Source organism: Catonella morbi ATCC 51271, from assembly GCF_000160035.2.
Lineage (GTDB): Bacteria > Bacillota > Clostridia > Lachnospirales > Lachnospiraceae > Catonella > Catonella morbi.
In genome coordinates this window covers 350412-368612 of the sequence record NZ_KI535366.1, presented here as the reverse complement: position 1 = coordinate 368612, position 18201 = coordinate 350412, and the positions used below count along the sequence as shown (strand labels likewise).

Below are 18201 nucleotides of genomic sequence, written 5' to 3'. Positions count from 1 at the left end.
GCAAATGGATTTGATAAATGGGAGGAAAAACATATGAAATGGCTTAAATACACTTTGGAAACTACAACTGAAGCAACCGACCTGATTATAGATATGCTGGGAGAACTTGGCATATATGGGGTGGAGGTCATAGATAAGGTTCCGCTTACAGAAGCAGAAAAAAAGCAGATGTATGTGGATATTCTTCCTGAAAGCCTCCCTGATGACGGAAAAGCGGAGCTTGTTTTTTATATCAGTGACGGGGCACCTGATGAGGATTCATCTGCATTCTACAACAGTGGAACAGGTATCGAAAATGTCGCAACCTTTTATTCGGATGAACTGATAGAAAAGATCAGAGAAGGACTTGAAGAGGTATCTAACTTTGCAGATATCGGAAGCGGAGCAATCTATATCTCCGAAACAGATAATGTAGACTGGGCTGATAAATGGAAGGACTATTTTCATACATTTAAAATAGGTAAAAATATAGTTATAACGCCTACCTGGGAGGAACCTGAGAATATATCAGAAAGTGATATAGTAATCAAGATAGATCCGGGCGTAGCATTTGGCACAGGAACACACGAAACTACAAGGCTTTGCGTGGAAGAACTTCAAAAATATGTGAGAGAAGGCTCTGAAATTCTGGATGTCGGCTGTGGAAGTGCCATACTTACAATAGCTGCGCTTAAGTTAGGTGCAAAATATGCTTATGCTATGGATATTGATCCGGTGGCTGTAAAGTCTGCTAAAGAAAATCTTTTAATAAATGATATTACAGATGATATAGCAAAGCTTGAAGTAGGCAATCTGCTTGAAGATAAAGATCTTTGTGAAGAACTTTACAAAAAGCAGTATGACATAGTTGTTGCCAATATACTTGCACCGGTTTTAGTGCCGCTTACACCTGTTATAGTACCTGCACTTAAAGAGGGTGGATATTACGTCTGTTCAGGTATAGTAAAAGAGCTTGCGGATACAGTGATTGAAGCAATAACAAGCTCCGGACTTGAGTTGATGTCTAATACTGTAGATGGTGACTGGGTTTGTCTTGTAGCGAGGAAATAAGATGTCAAATTTTTTTATAGACAGCGGCAATATAGACGGTGAAAATGCCTATGTTACCGGAAGTGATGTAAACCATATTAAAAATGTGCTCAGAATGAAGGAAAGTGACGAGATAAAATTATCCGCAGGAGATGGGCTGCTTTATACTGCCACAATCAGTGAATTTTTACCTGATAGAATAGTGTGTAGAATTATAGACTGTGAAGGCGGTAAGTCCGAGCTTCCTGCTAAAATTGTGCTTTTTCAGGGGCTCCCAAAGAAAGACAAGATGGAGCTTATTATCCAAAAGGCGGTAGAGCTTGGAGTGTCTGAGATTGTACCCGTAATGATGAAGAGGACTATAGTTAAGTTTGAAGATAATAAAAAAGAGCAGAAAAAGCTTGAAAGATGGCGCACCATATCCCTTACTGCAGCCAAGCAGTCGGGAAGGGCTGTAGTGCCTGAAGTATCTGATTTTATTACCTTTAATGAGGCTGTTAAGCGGGCGGAAGGTCTTGAATATAACCTGATTCCGTATGAAAATGAAAAAGGTATGGATAAGGCTCGTGAACTTATTAAAGAAGTTAAGAATAAAAAAAGTATAGGCATTTTCATCGGACCTGAGGGAGGAATATCAGAGGATGAGCTTGAACTTGCAATAAACGCGGGAGCAAAGCCAATCAGCCTCGGAAACAGGATACTTAGGACTGAAACGGCAGGGCTTGCCTTGGTTTCAGTAATTGCTTTTGAGATAGATGTATAGGAGAGAAGATATAAAATGGAGTGTTATTTAGACAATGCGGCTACTACAAGACCGCTTGACAGTGTAATTGATATAATGAATGAAACTATGAAGGTAGCCTATGCCAATCCTTCATCCAAGCATATAAAGGGATTTGAGGCTGAACGTTTTGTAGAAGAAGCCAGAGAGAAGATAGCAAAAACTCTTAAAGCTAAAAAAAGTGAGATTATCTTTACTTCCTGTGGTACGGAATCAAATAATCAGGCTATTATTATGGGAGCTGCTACCAGAAAACGCTACGGTAACAAGATAGTGACCACCTGTTTTGAGCATGCTTCTGTGTATCAGTCGATGGAAGTGCTTGCCAAAGAAGGCTATGATATAATCTATCTGCCTGTGGATAAGCTTGGACATATAATAGATGAAGATTTGGTTAATGCCATAGATAAAGAAACCATAATGCTTTCGTTTATGCTTGTTAATAATGAAATAGGGGCTTTAGCAGATGCGGAACATATTATTAAGCTTGCACGTGAAAAGAATCCGGATATTTTAATTCATATAGATGCTATTCAGGGCTATGGTAAATTTGAAATAAATACAAAAAAACTCGGTGCGGATTTTATTTCTGTAAGCGGACATAAGTTCCATGCTCCTAAGGGAATAGGATTTCTTTATGTGAGAGACGGAGTACGTATTACTCCGTACATACATGGCGGAGGTCAACAGAGAAACCTGCGTTCAGGTACCTTAAATGTGCCGGGAATTGCGGCTATCGGAGCAGCGGCTGAAAGTATATATACTGACCATAAAGAAAAAACAGATAAACTTTACAGTATAAAAGAAAAGTTTGTAAAGGCTTTACTTGAGAATTTTCCGGACTGCACCATAAACGGAGTAGATACTGCAGGAAACCTCACAGAAAATATCAGAAAAACCGCTCCACAGATAGTCAGTGTAAGCTTTAACGGAGTGAAGGCTGAGGTACTTTTACATGCTTTGGAAGAAAAAGGAATTTATGTATCCTCAGGCTCAGCCTGCTCATCCCATCACCCGGATTTTAGCGGAACTCTTAAGGGAATAGGGCTTGATGAAGCCTTACTTGATTCAACTCTCAGATTTAGTTTTGGAGTCTTTACTGAGCCGGAAATGATAGATTATACTGTAGATATGCTTAAAGAATTGGTACCTGAACTTTCAAAATATAGGAGAAAATAATGTTTGAATATAGAGCTTTTTTAATAAAATATGCAGAAATAGGTGTAAAGGGTAAAAACCGTTATCTCTTTGAAGATGCCCTTGTTGGTCAGATAGCCAACTCCCTTAAGAAGATAGAGGGAAATTATAAGGTATATAAGCAGCCCGGAAGAGTTTTTGTAGAGGCAGGTAAGAGTGATATTGACTACGATGGTGCTCTTGATGCCCTTAAAAGGGTAATGGGTATACTTCACATCTGCCCTGTGTATATAGCGGAAACAACCGATTTGGATAAAGCCTATGAAGAAGCGGTGAATTATATAGGAGAATGTTATCCTACAGAGAGCTTTACTTTTAAGGTAATGGCAAAGCGAAGCGATAAGAAAATGCCTAAGACTTCTCCTGAGATTTCGGCAGAAATAGGCGGACTTATCCTTGAGAAATATGGTGACAGACTTACTGTAGATGTGAAAAACCCTGACAAATTTATAACAATCGAATTTAGGGATAAGGCATATATTTACTCCGAAACTATCAAGGGCGAAGGCGGTATGCCTATAGGTACGGCAGGTAAGGCTATGTGTCTGCTTTCAGGGGGTATAGACAGTCCTGTTGCGGCTTATATGATGGCCAGGCGCGGAGTTAAGGTAGAGGCTGTTTATTTCCATGCACCTCCTTATACAAGTGAGAGAGCAAAACAAAAGGTGGTAGACCTTGCAAGGCTTACAGCCAGATATGCAGGAAATATCAAGCTTTATGTGGTTAATTTTACTGATATCCAGCTTGCAATCTATGAAAAATGCCCGCATGACGAGCTTACTATAATAATGCGAAGATATATGATGAAAATAGCTGAAGATTTGGCTAAAAAAGACGAGTGCTTCGGTCTTGTAACAGGAGAGAGTATAGGACAGGTAGCAAGCCAGACTATGCAAAGTCTTCTTACCACAAATGCAGTTTGTGAGCTCCCTGTATACCGTCCCGTTATCTGCTTTGACAAACAGGATATTATCAATATTTCACAGAGAATAGGTACATTTGAAACATCCATCCTTCCTTTCGAGGACTGCTGTACTATATTTGTAGCAGAGCATCCTGTAACCAAACCGTTACTTTCAAAGATTGAAAAGGACGAAAGAAAACTTGATGATGTGATTGATGAGTTATATAAAAAGACAATGGAAAGTATTGAAGTTATAAACTGCGAACCTATGGAAGTTGAATAGAGGGTATAAAGAAATTTCCTATTAAAAAAGAAAGCCGCTTCTCTTTTACGGAGAGGCGGCAATGCGAATAGCAGATTATTCTACTATAAAAGGCTTAAGTGCATTAACGATGTTATCAGCCTGAGCGTCATTGTGGATATTAAGGTCAATTGGCTTTGAGAGGTCAAGACTGAAAATACCCATAATTGACTTAGCATCAATTACATATCTTCCTGAAACAAGGTCAAAATCTGAATCAAACTTTGTTACCTCATTTACAAATGCCTTTACCTTGTCGATAGAATTCAAAGAAATCTTAACTGACTTCATTTTTAATCCTCCTCCTTATTGAGATTTATTGCTATATACAACTAAATGATAAGGTTTAGAGGACAAAAAGTCAATATACATATTAAATAAAAAGGAAAACTAAAAACTGTGAAAATCAACAATAATTATAATTCAGTGGCCTTTTTGACTCTGGGTTGTAAGGTAAATGCCTATGAAACCGAGTCAATTAAAGAAATGTTTAAGAATAATGGCTATGAAATTAAACAATTCAATGAAGTTGCTGATATTTATATAGTAAATACCTGTACTGTTACTAATATAGCTGACAGAAAATCCAGACAGATGTTACACAGAGCTAAGAAACTTAATCCTGAGGCAGTAGTGGTGGCGGTTGGCTGTTATGTGCAGGCACCTCAGTCAAAGCTTGAGGATGATGATTTAGTGGATATACTTGTCGGTACAAGGGGAAAATCCTCTGTATTAAGTCTTGTTGAAGAATATATAAGAAGTAATAAAACAAGAGATTTTAAGCATAATGTAATTAAATCGGGAGAAGAAAATAAGGATTGGGCTTACGATAGCGGTGAAGTAAATGCCGGCGGAGGAAAAAATCGCGCCAATATTAAAATTCAGGACGGCTGCGACCAGTTCTGTACCTACTGCATTATTCCTTTTGTAAGAGGACGGATAAGAAGCAGGGATATGGAGGGCATAGTCGAAGAAACTGACAGACTCGTGAAGGCCGGTTTTAGGGAAATGGTGCTTACCGGTATTCACATAGGTTCTTATGGCAGGGATATAGACGGTGAGAGCAGGATGTTGGAACTGCTTACTGAATTAAATAAAGTAGAAGGTGACTTTAGGATACGTTTGGGCTCTGTAGAACCTAGGCTTATTACGGAAGAATTTCTTGAAGGACTGGTTAAGCTAAAAAAAGTTTGTCCTCATTTTCACCTTTCACTTCAAAGCGGGTCTACCACTGTACTTAAGCGCATGAACAGGCATTATGGTGCAGAGGAATATCTGAATTCGGTAAAATTACTTAAAAAATATTATGACAGACCGGGAATTACAACCGATATTATAGTCGGATTTCCGGGAGAAACTGACGAAGAATTTGAAGAAACAGTAGCTTTTGTAAAGGAAGTGGGTTTCTTAAAGGTACATGTATTTCCTTATTCTAAAAGAGACGGTACTTATGCTGCTAAGATGAATGAGCAGATTGCACCTGAAATAAAGAAAGAGAGAGAAAATATACTGATTAAGGTGTGTGAAGAAGTATCAGAAAAATACCTTGAAAGCTTTAACGGAGATATGGAACAAGTTTTACTTGAAGAAGAAATCAAGGGAAGAGAAGATTATGTTATGGCTCACAGCGCAAGATATATTGAAGTTGCCGTTCCTAAGATGATTCTTTCGGGACGTGAAAATGCAGATAAAGAGTTCCTTAATGTTAAGGGGATGATGCTTTCGGATACTTCGGATGGTGCGCTCAAAGGTATGATGATAGCAAGAGAAATATAGAAAAGAGGAAGTCATGTTAAAAGAACAGTATTTAGAAATGGGAATAAGTGAGGAGGTTTTTGATTATTGTGAAAAAATCTGTACGGAACTCACCGATAGATTTAAAAAGGTAGATGAAACAGCTGAAATCAATCAATTAAAAGTGCTTAAGGCTATGCAGAAAAATAAGGTTTCCGATATTCATTTTGCGGCCAGCAGCGGCTATGGATATAATGATTTGGGTAGGGAAACTCTTGAAGCGGTTTATGCGGATATATTTCATACTGAAGCCGCCCTTGTAAGACCTGCCATACTATGCGGAACCCATGCCCTTACTGTAGCCCTTTTCGGGAATTTAAGACCGGGAGATGAGATACTTTCGCCTGTTGGCAAGCCTTATGATACCTTGGACGGGGTAATAGGAATAACGCCCACAGACGGATCATTGGCTGAATACGGTGTAACTTACAGACAGGTGGATTTACTTCCTGATTTTTCCTTTGATTATGACGGAATAAGAGCCGCCATAAATGAAAAAACAAAACTTGTAACTATTCAGCGTTCCAAAGGTTATGATGTACGCCCTACATTTTCGGTAGAAAAAATAGGAGAGCTTATAAGCTTTATTAAAAAGATAAAGCCGGAAGTAATCTGTATGGTGGATAACTGCTACGGTGAATTTGTAGAAGAACTTGAGCCTTCCGATGTAGGAGCTGATATGGTGGTAGGCTCGCTTATCAAGAATCCGGGCGGCGGACTTGCTCCTATAGGCGGTTACATAGCAGGTAAAGAAAAATATGTAGACATGGCTTCGTATCGTATGTCCTGTCCGGGACTTGGTAAGGAAATAGGGGCTACTCTCGGGCTTAATCAATCCTTCTACCAGGGCTTGTTTATGGCGCCTACAGTTACGGCAGGGGCTGTTAAGGGAGCAATTTTTGCGGCAAATGTATACGAGAGCTTAGGCTTTGATGTGCTTCCAAACAGCAAAGAAGACAGATACGATATTATTCAGGCGGTTTCACTAAAGTCTGGTGACAGGCTTAGGGCTTTTTGTGAGGGCATACAGGCGGCTGCTCCTGTAGACAGCTTTGTAACTCCTGAGCCTTGGGATATGCCGGGGTATAATGATCAGGTGATTATGGCCGCCGGAGCCTTCGTACAGGGCTCTTCAATCGAACTTTCCGCCGATGGCCCTATGCGCGAGCCTTATGCCGCATATTTTCAGGGAGGACTTACCTTTAACCATGCAAAGTTCGGTATAATGATGAGCTTGCAGAAAATATTTGAAAAAGGCCTAATCAATACAGGGATGCTTTCAAAATAAAATATAATTATTCACAAGATGTTTCGGGAATAACTTGAGATGAATTTAAGGATAACGAGCTAAAATCCGTGTTAAATGATAATCTTTTATAGAAAACAGTCATAAAATGTGTTATAATATTTAACAACTTTATATATTTGGGGGATAAAGATGAAGGGTAAATGTTGGTGTTACATTCAGGATATGGCAGTAATCACCTTTGCTACTTTCATAGTGGCAATAGCCGTATTCTTTTTTATGATGCCAAATAATCTGGCTATAGCCAGTATTGCAGGTCTTGCAGTAGTTTTACAGAAATTTATGCCGTTTAGTGTGGCAACTATCAGTTTGATGTTTAATGTGGGACTTTTGATTATAGGATTTATTTTTGTAGGTAAGGAATTCGGAGGAAAGACTGTATATACTTCCATAATTTTGCCTGTTTTTGTAGGAATCTTTGAAAAACTTTTTCCTTCCTATAAGGGGCTTACCAATGATCCGCTCTTAGATATGATTTGCTATATTTTTATAATAAGTATAGGGTTAAGCCTACTGTTCAATCATAATGCATCTTCAGGCGGGCTGGATATCATTGTTAAGATTTTAAATAAATACCTGCATATTGATAAGGGCAAGGCTATGTCCTTTGCAGGAATGCTGGTTTCACTCTCGGCTATTTTTGCTTATGATACTAAAACAGTTGTATTAAGTGTGCTTGGTACATATCTTAACGGGATTATTTTGGATTATTTCCTCTTTGGTACAAATATTAAAAAGAAGGTATGCATTTTATCCCGTAAAAGTGATGAAATTAAGGAGTTTATTTTAAAAAACATGCATAGTGGGGCTACCTTATATAAGGTAATAGGAGCTTATAACAATACTGAGCAGGAAGAAATAGTGGCTGTTGTAAATAAGAGGGAATATGGCATGCTTATGCAACATTTAAGGCAGTCAGATCCGGATGCTTTTGTCACAGTGTCTACAATTAATGAAATTATGTATAAACCAAAACCAAAATGCTAGAAACTTATATCTTGAAATATCTCATTACTTATATTAAAATTGTAAGAAATATAGCTTAGTTTGATTATGGAAGTTATAATCTCAGATTTGAAATAATTTATTCGGAAGGAAGAGAATACATTGGCTGATATAAATAATACACAATATTTTAAAGAAGTTGCTGTTGCTCCTAAGATTGAGGTAGGAGATGTGCTGAAAAAAGTATATGAGGCTCTTAATGAAAAAGGCTACAATCCTGTAAATCAGCTTGTAGGCTATATAATGTCGGGAGATCCTACCTATATTACCAATCACAACAACGCAAGAAGCATGATAATGAAGGTTGAGAGAGATGAACTTGTAGAGGAGCTTATGGAGAACTATATTGAGTCATTTACCCAGACAAAGAAGTCTATGTTTAAGGGCAAGCGTTAATGAGGATAATGGGTTTGGACTTAGGCTCTAAGACCTGTGGTGTGGCAGTTACCGATGGACTTGGTTTAACAGCGCAGGGACTTGAAGTTATAAGGCGAAAAGAAGAAAATAAACTCCGGCAGACTTTAGCCAGGATAACAGAGCTTACAGAGGAATATAAAGTAGAAAAAATAGTATTGGGCTACCCGAAGAATATGGATGGCTCTGTCAGTAAAAGGTGTGAACTGTCGGAAGAGTTTGCTAAAAAGCTTACCGGCAGGACGGGAATAGAGGTCATACTCTGGGATGAGAGACTTACCACGGTAAGTGCTCATGAGATAATGATAGAAGCCGGACTAAAGCGGGAAGAGCGTGAAAAGATAGTTGATAAGGTAGCGGCTGTATTTATTTTAGAAGATTATATGAATGCTAATAAACAATAAAACTAAGAAATGGAGAAACTATGTTAGAGAATGAAGAATTAAGAACTGTTGATTTCGTTGATGAGGACGGAGAAAATGAAGAGCTTACAGTGCTCTGCCAGACAAAGCTTGCGGGAGTGAGTTATCTTTTAGTTTCAGATGCTGAAATTGAAGATTTGGAAGATGATGATGCCACTGTTGATGTATTCATCATCAAAGAAGAGAGTGTTTCCGAAGACGGAGAAGATGTAATATACAAGATTGTAGATGATGAAAAAGAAATTTTAACCGTATCCAAAGTATTTGAAGAAATGATGGATGACGTAGATTTTGAAATAGACGAAGAATAATTGTAAACGAAGTATATCAGAACCTGGGGAATAGGTGAAGCCATGCAAAACGAAAAGAATAATGAGAATTTTAAGGCATTACTTAAGTCAAAGGGCTTAAAAGTGACAGGGCAGCGTTTAGCTGTCCTTGAAGTGTTGCAGCAAAGAGAGGATGAGCATCTTACGGCAGAAGAAATATTTGATTTGGTAAGAGTGGATCATCCTGATATCGGACTTGCTACGGTTTATCGTACTATTCAGTTACTGTCAGACATGGGACTTATAGACAAGCTCAGTCTCGATGACGGATTTATAAGGTATGAGATTGGAAAGTCATCTCCAAGTGGGCATAGACATCATCATCTTATTTGCCTTGGCTGTAACAGTGTATTTTCATTTGAAAAGGATTTTATGGAACCTCTTGAGAATGAGATTAATAAATTAACAGGTTTCCAGGTTGTTAATCATGAAGTTAAGCTCTATGGATACTGTAAGGCTTGCAGAGAGGCTAACAAACAGGACTGATTTACTCCTAAATCAAGGAGGACAAATGTCAGAAAAAAACAATGAGAAAAAGAACGAAAAGAAATTTGGTAAGCTCGTCGAAACTATAGGGAAAGCTACAACCAAATACAGGCGCACAAAAAAAGAAACAGTAGAAGCTTTAAATTCTGCCGAAAAAAATACCGGGAAAATAATAACCGGACAGCGTAAAGAAAAAGTAGTGGCAGAAGGAGTAGATATAGATAAACTTCCTGCTGTTTCTAAAAAGCCAAAAGAAACTTCAAGAGAAGTAAAACCGAGAAAGACAGTTAAAGAGACAAAGAAACCTGTGAGCGGACTAAAGATTATACCGCTCGGAGGCCTTGAACATATAGGAATGAATATCACCGCCTTTGAATATGAGGACAGTATAATAGTTGTTGACTGCGGTATGTCTTTTCCGGAAGATGATATGTTGGGAATAGATTGTGTAATTCCTAATGTAAACTATTTAAAAAAGAATATTGATAAAGTTAAGGGCTTTGTTATTACACATGGTCATGAGGATCATATAGGTGCACTTCCTTATATTTTAAAAGATATTAACGTGCCTGTGTATGCAACAAGGCTTACAGTTGCGATTATAGAGAGTAAATTAAGTGAAAGAAATATGCTTAAGACTACTAAACGTAAGATAGTAAAATACGGGCAGTCTATTAATCTTGGCTGTTTCAGAATTGAGTTTATAAGAACAAATCACAGCATCAGCGATGCGGCGGCGCTGGCCATATATTCACCGATTGGAACCATAATACATACAGGTGATTTCAAGGTAGACTATACCCCTGTTTTCGGAGATCCTATTGATTTACAGAGATTTGGAGAAATAGGGCGTAAGGGTGTGCTTGCACTTATGTGTGAGTCCACAAATGTGCTTAAACCCGGATTTACAATGTCTGAAAGATCAGTTGGTAAGACTTTTGACAATATTTTCGCGGATAATAAAAATAACAGAATTATAGTTGCTACCTTTGCTTCAAATGTGGACAGAGTTCAACAGATTATTAATTCAGCAGAGAATTTTGGCAGAAAAGTTGTTGTAGACGGAAGAAGTATGGTTAATATCATAAACATTGCAAGGGAGTTAGGTTATATTAATATCAAAGAAAATACTCTGATAAATATTGACCAGATGAAGGATTATTCAGATGAACAGCTTGTACTTATAACAACAGGAAGTCAGGGAGAAGCCATGGCTGCGCTTTCAAGAATGGCTGCTTCCATTCATAAAAAAGTAAGCATTAAGCCGGGAGATACCATAGTATTCAGCTCTACCCCTATTCCCGGTAACGAAAAATCTGTTTCAAAGGTTATAAATGAACTTTACCTGAAGGGGGCAAAGGTTATTTTCCAAGATGCACATGTATCGGGACATGCCTGTCAGGAAGAAATAAAGCTTATGTACTCGTTAATAAGACCTAAGTATTCTATACCAATACATGGAGAATACAGGCATTTGGTACGCCATGCTGAACTTGCGGAAGAAATGGGAATATTAAAGGAGAATATATTCATTCTCAAAAACGGAAATGTACTGGAAATTAAAGAAGATGGCGGTAAGGTAATAGACCAGATAGAATGTAAGGGGATTATGGTTGACGGTCTCGGCATAGGTGATGTAGGTAACTCAGTAATGAGAGACAGACAGAAGCTTTCAGAAGATGGACTTGTAATAGTTACATTTGCGATGGAAAAGGGAAGCAATCTCATGGTATCGGATGCGGAAATTGTAACCAAAGGCTTTATCTATGTTAAAGAGTCGGATACTATTCTTAAAGATGCGCTGAATACTGTAAATGAAGCCTTAATCAGATGTCAGGACAAAGGAACAATTGAAAGAAATAAAATCAGAAATGAAATAAGAGATGCTTTAAGTGACTTTATCTGGAAACATACAAAGCGTTCTCCGATGATAATTACAATAATTACAGATGTTGAATATTAATATGTGGAGGTGACTTGGTGACAGCCGGCAGAAGAACAGGAAGAATTGTACTGAATATATTCGGGGTGGTTATACATATCTTTCTGAATATAATATTTTATATGGTAATAGTTTACCTGGTAATTAAAGCCAGTCATTATGCCTATGACTTTGCATACCAGGTATTTGGTTCGGTCTCAGTCACCAAAAACTCAGGTTATACTGCTGAAGTCACTATAGGTAAAGGTGAGTCAACAATGGAAGTGGCAAATATGCTTGATGCCAAGAAGATAATCGTTAATAAGTATTCATTTTATTTGAGAGCGAAACTGACGAAACAGAATATTTTGCCGGGAACTTACAAAGTTAGCAGTGATATGGATTATGATCGGATTTTTAAAGTTATTACTACACCAACAAAAGGTACGGAGAATAAAAAATGATGGTGGAGCATGAAAGATTTGAAAGTTTTTTAGAAAGTATTCCTGATGGTTTGCCTGAATATCTTACAGATTTTGAGATTGAAAATATAAAAGAAAATATCCCTATAATCAGAAAAGGGAGCCAGCGTATTATAAGATTTATGTTGGAGATGAAAAAACCTTTGAATATACTTGAAGTAGGCACTGCTACAGGATTTTCATCTGTATTTATGTTGGAATTTTTGAACAAAAAGGCTAAAATTACTACAATCGAAAAGATGGAAGATAGGGTAGTTAAAGCAGAGAAAAATTTTAATAAGTTTGATAAAAATAAGCAGATTACCCTTATTGAAGGTGATGCAACGGATATTTTGTCTGAGCTTGTAAGCAAAGATAAAACTTATGACTTTATATTTATGGATGCTGCAAAAGGTCAGTATATCAATTTTTTTGAAAATATTAAAAAGCTTTTAGTTTCCGGAGGAATACTTATAACGGATAATATGCTCCAGGAAGGAAGACTGCTTGACTCAAGATATACTGTAGTAAGAAGGGACAGAACCATACACCGAAGAATGAGGGAGTATGTAAATGCCCTGCTTACGGATAAAGAATTTGAAACCATGCTTTTGGAATCAGGCGATGGCATGGCTGTATCAATTAAAAAGTAAAATTAGAATGGAAGATTGGATGGAAGAAAATTTAGTTATAAAGAAACCGGAGCTGCTAATTCCTGCGAGCTGTCTTGAGGTACTTAAGCTTGCTGTTAAATATGGAGCGGATGCTGTCTATATAGGTGGCGAAATGTATGGACTTAGGGCAAAGGCGAAAAATTTTTCTAAGGAAGATATGGCAGAGGGTATAAAATATGCCCATGAAAAAGGTAAAAAGGTTTTTGTTACGGCTAACATAACTGCACATGATAAGGATTTGGAAGGAGTTCGTGAGTACTTTAAGGAACTTAAAGAAATAAAGCCTGATGCGATTATTATTTCCGATCCGGGTGTATTTATGTTGGCTAAGGAGATAACCCCTGAAATAGATATTCATATCAGTACACAGGCAAATAATGTAAATTATGCTGATTTTAACTTCTGGTACGGACTTGGGGCGACAAGAGTAGTATCTGCCAGAGAGTTGTCTTTGGATGAGATAGCAGAAATCAGAAATCATATACCGGCAGACAGGGAAATAGAGACCTTTGTGCATGGAGCTATGTGTATGGCTTATTCCGGCAGATGTCTGCTTTCAAATTATATGACGGGAAGAGATGCCAACCAGGGAGCCTGTACACATCCTTGTCGCTGGAAGTACCATGTGGTTGAAGAAAACAGACCGGGCGAGTACATGCCTATAGAAGAGAACGAAAGAGGAACTTACATATTTAACTCTAAAGACCTTTGTATGATAGATTATGTGCCTGAGCTTGTTAAGGCCGGTATAGACAGTTTCAAGATTGAAGGGCGAATGAAAACTGCTCTCTATGTGGCTACAGTCGCAAGAACTTATAGAAAAGCTATTGATGACTGGTTTGAATCTGCTACGTTGTTTGAAGCCAACAAAGGTTGGTATGCGGAAGAAATAAAAAAATGTACCTATCGCAATTTTACTACAGGTTTCTTCTTTGACAAGCCTGACAGCGATTCGCAGATTTATGATAACAACACCTATGTAACCGGCTGTAAGTATTTCGGTTATATTGATAAAGTTAATGAAGACGGAACTGCCATATTTGAACAAAAGAATAAGTTCGGTGTAGGTGATAAGATTCAGATAATGAAGGCGGATGGCAGGGACGTAAATGCTACAGTTCTTAAAATGTGGGATGAGAATGGGGCAGAGATAGAATCCTGTCCGCACCCTCAGTCCATAGTTAAGATAAAGTTTGATGCAGATGTAGAGGTTATGGATATTATGCGTAGCGCAGAAGCAGAATAGGAGGAAGGTATGGACGATAAGAAACTTTATGAAGAGTGGCTCACAAGTCCCGTATTTGATGAGGCGACAAAGGCTGAGCTTAAGGCTATAGCCGGGAACGATGCTGAGATAAGGGACAGGTTCTATAAGGATCTTGAATTTGGAACAGGTGGACTCAGAGGTATAGTCGGAGCCGGTACCAACCGTATGAATCTTTACACAGTAAGAAGAGCAACTCAGGGTCTTGCAAAGTATATAATAAGCAGGGGAGCAGAAGCTAAGGGTGTTGCAATTTCCTTTGATTCAAGACATTTTTCGCCTGAATTTGCGGAAGCGGCCGCTCTTACTCTAAATGCAAACGGAATTAAGGCTTATGTGTTCGATGCACTTCGTCCTACCCCTGAGCTTTCCTACGCAGTAAGGGAACTTAAGTGTACTGCGGGAATAATGGTAACAGCCAGCCATAATCCACCGGAATATAACGGATATAAAGTATACTGGGATGACGGATGTCAGATAACAGCACCTGTAGACAAGGATATAATAAATCTTGTTAAGGATACAGCATTTTCCGACATTAAGACTATGGATAGGGCTGAGGCTGAAAAATCAGGTCTTTTTAACGTAATCGGTGCTGAAATAGATGATAAGTATGTGGCCGAACTTAAAAAACTGATACTTAGTCCTGAGGCTATAAAGAAGCAGGCGGAGAACTTAAAAATAGTTTATACTCCTTTCCATGGTACAGGAAACGTACCTGTTCAGAGAATGCTTAAGGAATTAGGCTTTAAGAAGGTGTATATAGTAAAAGAGCAGGAGGAGCCCGACGGAGATTTTACTACACTTGAATATCCTAACCCTGAGGATGAGAAGGCTTTTGCACTTGCACTCAAATTAGCCAAAGAAAAGGATGCTGACATAGTGCTTGCCAATGATCCGGATGCTGACCGTCTCGGTGTGTACGCTAAGGATAAAAAGACCGGAAAATACATACAGTTTACCGGAAATATGTCCGGTATGCTTCTTGCTGAGTATGAACTTTCAGTAAAGAAGGAAAAGGGATTGCTTAAAGATGACAGTACCATGATTACAACCATAGTTTCAACCAATCTTGCATTTAAGATAGCTGAGCATTATAAGCTTAACCTGATTGAAGTACTTACGGGATTTAAGTTCATAGGTCAGCAGATTAAGGGTTTTGAGGAAAAAGGTAAGGGAACTTATGAATTCGGTTTTGAAGAAAGTTACGGATGCTTAATCGGAACACATGCAAGAGATAAAGACGGTATTATGGCTGTAGTAGGTCTTTGTGAGGCTGCTGCTTACTATATGGACAAGGGACTTACTCTTTGGGATCAGATGATAAATATATATGAGAAGTACGGATATTTCAAAGAGGGTATCTACACAATGACTCTTGTGGGAGAGGATGGAGCCAAGCGTATCAATGAAATACTTGATAACCTTCGTAAGAACCCTCCGACAGAGCTTGCAGGTTATAAGGTAGTTAAGACAAGAGATTATGAAAATGATGTGGTTAAAGATTTAACTACAGGTGAGACAGGAACTACAGGGCTGCCTAAGTCAAATGTACTTTATTTTGACATGACGAACGATGCATGGTTCTGCGTAAGACCATCCGGAACCGAGCCTAAGATTAAGTTCTATGCGGGTATTAAGGGAGACAGCTTAGAAGATTCTGAAGAAAAATTAAATAAGGTGCTTGCAGAACTTAAAAAACTTGGAGACTGATAAAACAGATTTTATAAATTTTAAGGAGAGAGACAGATGGAAAATAAATTGCCAAAGAGAAGCGAAGTGGCTACTGAGCTTACTTGGAAGATAGAAGACATATTTGTGTCTGAAAAGGAATGGGAGGAAGCCTTAAATGAAGCTTTATCATTGGCTGATGAGATTGTAGAATTTATAGGTAAGGTGACAGAAAGTGCCGATACTTTGTACAAGGTACTTGAAACTTATGAAAAATACAGTTTGAAGTTTCACCTTGTAACCGGATATGCATTTAAAATAAGGGATGTGGATACAACCTCTACTTCAGGCCAGAAACTTTATTCAAAGGCTATGTCTGCAGAAGTAATTGCTTCTGAGAAGCTTGCTTTTATGGAGCCGGAAATTATAGCTGCAAGTGCCGCAACCATAGAAAGATTTTATTATGAAAAACCTGAACTGGCTAAGTATAAGATATTTATTGCAGAAATAAGAAGAGGCAAGGAACACTCGCTTAGTCCTGAGCTTGAAAAGCTGCTTGCGGGTACCAACGAACTTACCGAGCTTCCTTATGAGGGCTTTGCAACTCTTTCAAATGCAGATCTCAAATTTCCTGAGATAACTAATGAAAAGGGTGAAAGCATACAAATTACAAACGGAAGATTTGTTCCTCTTCAGGAAAGTAAGGACAGAGCTCTGCGTAAGGAAGTATTTGAAAAGTATTATGAGACTTTTGGAAGCTTTAAGAATACCTGGGCGGTTTTATATGCCGGACAGGTCAAACAGCTTATGTTTAATGCAAGAGCAAGAAAGTATTCTACAACCTTGGAAGCGGCAGTTGACAGCACCAATGTATCTCCTGAAGTTTATAAAAACCTTGTGGAAACTATAAATGACAATCTTGACAAGATGCATAGATATGTAAAACTTAGAAAGAATCTTTTAGAAGTTGACGAGCTTCATATGTATGATATCTATGTGCCTATAGTTAAGGATTATGAGGCAAAATATACTATAGAAGAGGCTAAAGAGCTTGTACTCAGGGCTGTGGAGCCTCTTGGAACCAACTATGTGAATCTTTTGCAGAAAGCCTTTGCAGAGCGCTGGATAGATGTGGTTGAAAATGAAGGCAAACGTGGTGGTGCTTATTCCTCGGGAGTTTATGGAGTACATCCTTTTGTATTGCTTAATTTCAACGGCACTCTTGACGATGTATTTACTCTGGCACATGAAATGGGACATGCTATGCATTCTTATTTCTCAAATGAAGGTCAGAATTTCCTTGATTCACGCTATAAGATATTTGTAGCGGAAGTTGCTTCTACTACAAATGAAGTTCTGCTAATGGAATATATGCTTAAGAACGCAAGGGATAATAAAGAAAGAACATATCTTTTAAATCACTATATGGACAGCTTTAAGGGTACTGTTTACAGACAGACTATGTTTGCTGAATTTGAAAAGACTTCAAATGAGTTGGCTGAAAGCGGTGAACCGCTTACTCATGAAAATCTTACCGGTTTATATTTAGAGTTAAATAAAAAGTATTATGGCGAAGATATGGTAAGTGATGAGTTAATAGGTTATGAATGGATGAGAATCCCTCATTTCTATTATAACTTCTATGTTTATCAGTATGCAACAGGATTTTCGGCCGCTGTTGCAATAGCACATCGTATTCTTAAAGAAGGAGAAACTGCTGTAAATGATTATATGAAATTCTTACACAGCGGTTGTACGGATGATCCTGTAAGTCTGCTGAAAATAGCGGGAGTAGATATGGCTTCCAAAGAGCCTATAAACTCAGCGCTTAAGATATTTGAGAGAGTTATAGCGGAAATGGAAGGATTGATTAAGTAAGCTACAGAAGCATATTTGAGTTAAATATAAGAGCATTTTGTTGGACATATTAAGTAGTAAAAAGTCAAACAAAATGCTCTGTTTTTTAATCCTATATTTGCTAAAATATATATAACCCCGTTTTCGACAGTTAAAAAATATTAAAAGGCGTAAACCCTTGAAAATTAAAGGATATTACGCCTTTTTAAGTGCTGTAAAAATGTTGTATCCAAAGCTTATCTTAAAATTTTTTACGACATTTTTTATTAAGGTCTTTCGGTAGAAAATTTTTACGGTCAAGACCAAGGGCGAAAACTCCTTCCAGTGCTGTCAGTGCTTTGGAACCGGTATATTGTGACACATATGCCATGTCGGATATATTTGC

18 protein-coding genes are annotated in these 18201 nt (G+C 38.0%); 17 read left to right on the top strand and 1 reads right to left on the bottom strand.

The features are described 5' to 3' along the window. The first annotated feature begins 33 nt into the window (after positions 1 to 33). The 4 genes from prmA to thiI are packed head-to-tail and all read left to right on the top strand — an operon-like array spanning position 34 to position 4194. Positions 34 to 1050: a 50S ribosomal protein L11 methyltransferase gene (prmA, locus tag GCWU000282_RS01730; RefSeq protein WP_035038987.1), complete on the top strand. Its 1017-nt coding sequence runs from the start codon at positions 34 to 36 to the stop codon at positions 1048 to 1050. Between the two features lies 1 nt (position 1051). Next, positions 1052 to 1792, top strand: coding sequence for a 16S rRNA (uracil(1498)-N(3))-methyltransferase (locus GCWU000282_RS01725; RefSeq protein ID WP_023353263.1), 741 nt, complete (start codon positions 1052 to 1054; stop codon positions 1790 to 1792). 15 nt (positions 1793 to 1807) lie between these two features. After that, a complete protein-coding gene (locus GCWU000282_RS01720) occupies positions 1808 to 2989 on the top strand; it encodes a cysteine desulfurase family protein (protein WP_023353262.1) in 1182 nt (393 codons plus the stop codon). Beyond that, positions 2989 to 4194, top strand: a complete 1206-nt coding sequence (gene thiI, locus GCWU000282_RS01715) for a tRNA uracil 4-sulfurtransferase ThiI (RefSeq protein WP_023353261.1) — start codon at positions 2989 to 2991, stop codon at positions 4192 to 4194. Before GCWU000282_RS01720 ends, thiI begins: the two co-directional genes overlap by 1 nt. Before the next feature lie 75 nt (positions 4195 to 4269). On the opposite strand, the gene GCWU000282_RS01710 is transcribed toward thiI, so the two are convergent. Further along, a complete protein-coding gene (locus tag GCWU000282_RS01710; RefSeq protein ID WP_023353260.1) occupies positions 4270 to 4503 on the bottom strand; it encodes an HPr family phosphocarrier protein in 234 nt (77 codons plus the stop codon). 108 nt (positions 4504 to 4611) lie between these two features. On the opposite strand from GCWU000282_RS01710, the gene mtaB reads away from it, so the two are divergent. The 13 genes from mtaB (at position 4612) to pepF (ending at position 17837) form a co-directional block, all read left to right on the top strand. After that, the gene (mtaB, locus tag GCWU000282_RS01705; protein ID WP_156913099.1) at positions 4612 to 5988 is read left to right on the top strand and encodes a tRNA (N(6)-L-threonylcarbamoyladenosine(37)-C(2))-methylthiotransferase MtaB; all 1377 of its coding nucleotides are present in this window, start codon (positions 4612 to 4614) and stop codon (positions 5986 to 5988) included. A 13-nt stretch (positions 5989 to 6001) separates the two neighbouring features. Continuing rightward, positions 6002 to 7294: a methionine gamma-lyase family protein gene (locus GCWU000282_RS01700; protein ID WP_023353258.1), complete on the top strand. Its 1293-nt coding sequence runs from the start codon at positions 6002 to 6004 to the stop codon at positions 7292 to 7294. Between the two features lie 150 nt (positions 7295 to 7444). After that, complete coding sequence (locus GCWU000282_RS01695) at positions 7445 to 8299, top strand: YitT family protein (protein ID WP_023353257.1); 855 nt, start codon at positions 7445 to 7447, stop codon at positions 8297 to 8299. 120 nt (positions 8300 to 8419) lie between these two features. Continuing rightward, positions 8420 to 8713 (top strand): IreB family regulatory phosphoprotein, encoded by a 294-nt coding sequence (locus GCWU000282_RS01690; protein ID WP_023353256.1) that lies wholly within the window; start codon positions 8420 to 8422, stop codon positions 8711 to 8713. Beyond that, a complete protein-coding gene (gene ruvX, locus GCWU000282_RS01685) occupies positions 8713 to 9135 on the top strand; it encodes a Holliday junction resolvase RuvX (RefSeq protein WP_023353255.1) in 423 nt (140 codons plus the stop codon). The genes GCWU000282_RS01690 and ruvX overlap by 1 nt, the downstream gene beginning before the upstream one ends. A 20-nt stretch (positions 9136 to 9155) precedes the next feature. Continuing rightward, positions 9156 to 9464 carry a DUF1292 domain-containing protein gene (locus GCWU000282_RS01680; RefSeq protein ID WP_023353254.1) on the top strand — a complete coding sequence of 103 codons (309 nt, stop codon included), beginning with the start codon at positions 9156 to 9158 and terminating at the stop codon, positions 9462 to 9464. A 42-nt stretch (positions 9465 to 9506) separates the two neighbouring features. Further along, positions 9507 to 9968 (top strand): Fur family transcriptional regulator, encoded by a 462-nt coding sequence (locus GCWU000282_RS01675; RefSeq protein WP_023353253.1) that lies wholly within the window; start codon positions 9507 to 9509, stop codon positions 9966 to 9968. A gap of 25 nt (positions 9969 to 9993) precedes the next feature. Next, the gene (locus GCWU000282_RS01670; protein ID WP_023353252.1) at positions 9994 to 11931 is read left to right on the top strand and encodes a ribonuclease J; all 1938 of its coding nucleotides are present in this window, start codon (positions 9994 to 9996) and stop codon (positions 11929 to 11931) included. A 17-nt stretch (positions 11932 to 11948) separates the two neighbouring features. After that, positions 11949 to 12353, top strand: coding sequence for an endolytic transglycosylase MltG (locus GCWU000282_RS01665; protein ID WP_023353251.1), 405 nt, complete (start codon positions 11949 to 11951; stop codon positions 12351 to 12353). Beyond that, entirely contained in the window at positions 12350 to 13003 is a 654-nt protein-coding gene (locus GCWU000282_RS01660) for an O-methyltransferase (RefSeq protein WP_023353250.1), read from the top strand. Before GCWU000282_RS01665 ends, GCWU000282_RS01660 begins: the two co-directional genes overlap by 4 nt. Before the next feature lie 37 nt (positions 13004 to 13040). Beyond that, on the top strand, positions 13041 to 14270 hold the full coding sequence (locus GCWU000282_RS01655) for a peptidase U32 family protein (protein WP_035039351.1): 1230 nt from the start codon (positions 13041 to 13043) through the stop codon (positions 14268 to 14270). A gap of 9 nt (positions 14271 to 14279) precedes the next feature. Next, a complete protein-coding gene (locus tag GCWU000282_RS01650) occupies positions 14280 to 16001 on the top strand; it encodes a phospho-sugar mutase (protein ID WP_023353248.1) in 1722 nt (573 codons plus the stop codon). 36 nt (positions 16002 to 16037) lie between these two features. Then, a complete protein-coding gene (gene pepF / locus GCWU000282_RS01645; RefSeq protein WP_023353247.1) occupies positions 16038 to 17837 on the top strand; it encodes an oligoendopeptidase F in 1800 nt (599 codons plus the stop codon). Positions 17838 to 18201: the final 364 nt, after the last annotated feature.

Excerpts from the sequence above, each read along its gene's own strand:
- prmA (WP_035038987.1), top strand. The coding sequence starts at position 34 with ATGAAATGGCTTAAATACACTTTGGAAACTACAACTGAAGCAACCGAC.
- GCWU000282_RS01725 (WP_023353263.1), top strand. The coding sequence starts at position 1,052 with ATGTCAAATTTTTTTATAGACAGCGGCAATATAGACGGTGAAAATGCC.
- GCWU000282_RS01720 (WP_023353262.1), top strand. The coding sequence starts at position 1,808 with ATGGAGTGTTATTTAGACAATGCGGCTACTACAAGACCGCTTGACAGT.
- thiI (WP_023353261.1), top strand. The coding sequence starts at position 2,989 with ATGTTTGAATATAGAGCTTTTTTAATAAAATATGCAGAAATAGGTGTA.
- GCWU000282_RS01710 (WP_023353260.1), bottom strand. The coding sequence starts at position 4,503 with ATGAAGTCAGTTAAGATTTCTTTGAATTCTATCGACAAGGTAAAGGCA.
- GCWU000282_RS01700 (WP_023353258.1), top strand. The coding sequence starts at position 6,002 with ATGTTAAAAGAACAGTATTTAGAAATGGGAATAAGTGAGGAGGTTTTT.
- GCWU000282_RS01695 (WP_023353257.1), top strand. The coding sequence starts at position 7,445 with ATGAAGGGTAAATGTTGGTGTTACATTCAGGATATGGCAGTAATCACC.
- ruvX (WP_023353255.1), top strand. The coding sequence starts at position 8,713 with ATGAGGATAATGGGTTTGGACTTAGGCTCTAAGACCTGTGGTGTGGCA.
- GCWU000282_RS01680 (WP_023353254.1), top strand. The coding sequence starts at position 9,156 with ATGTTAGAGAATGAAGAATTAAGAACTGTTGATTTCGTTGATGAGGAC.
- GCWU000282_RS01675 (WP_023353253.1), top strand. The coding sequence starts at position 9,507 with ATGCAAAACGAAAAGAATAATGAGAATTTTAAGGCATTACTTAAGTCA.
- GCWU000282_RS01670 (WP_023353252.1), top strand. The coding sequence starts at position 9,994 with ATGTCAGAAAAAAACAATGAGAAAAAGAACGAAAAGAAATTTGGTAAG.
- GCWU000282_RS01660 (WP_023353250.1), top strand. The coding sequence starts at position 12,350 with ATGATGGTGGAGCATGAAAGATTTGAAAGTTTTTTAGAAAGTATTCCT.
- GCWU000282_RS01650 (WP_023353248.1), top strand. The coding sequence starts at position 14,280 with ATGGACGATAAGAAACTTTATGAAGAGTGGCTCACAAGTCCCGTATTT.
- pepF (WP_023353247.1), top strand. The coding sequence starts at position 16,038 with ATGGAAAATAAATTGCCAAAGAGAAGCGAAGTGGCTACTGAGCTTACT.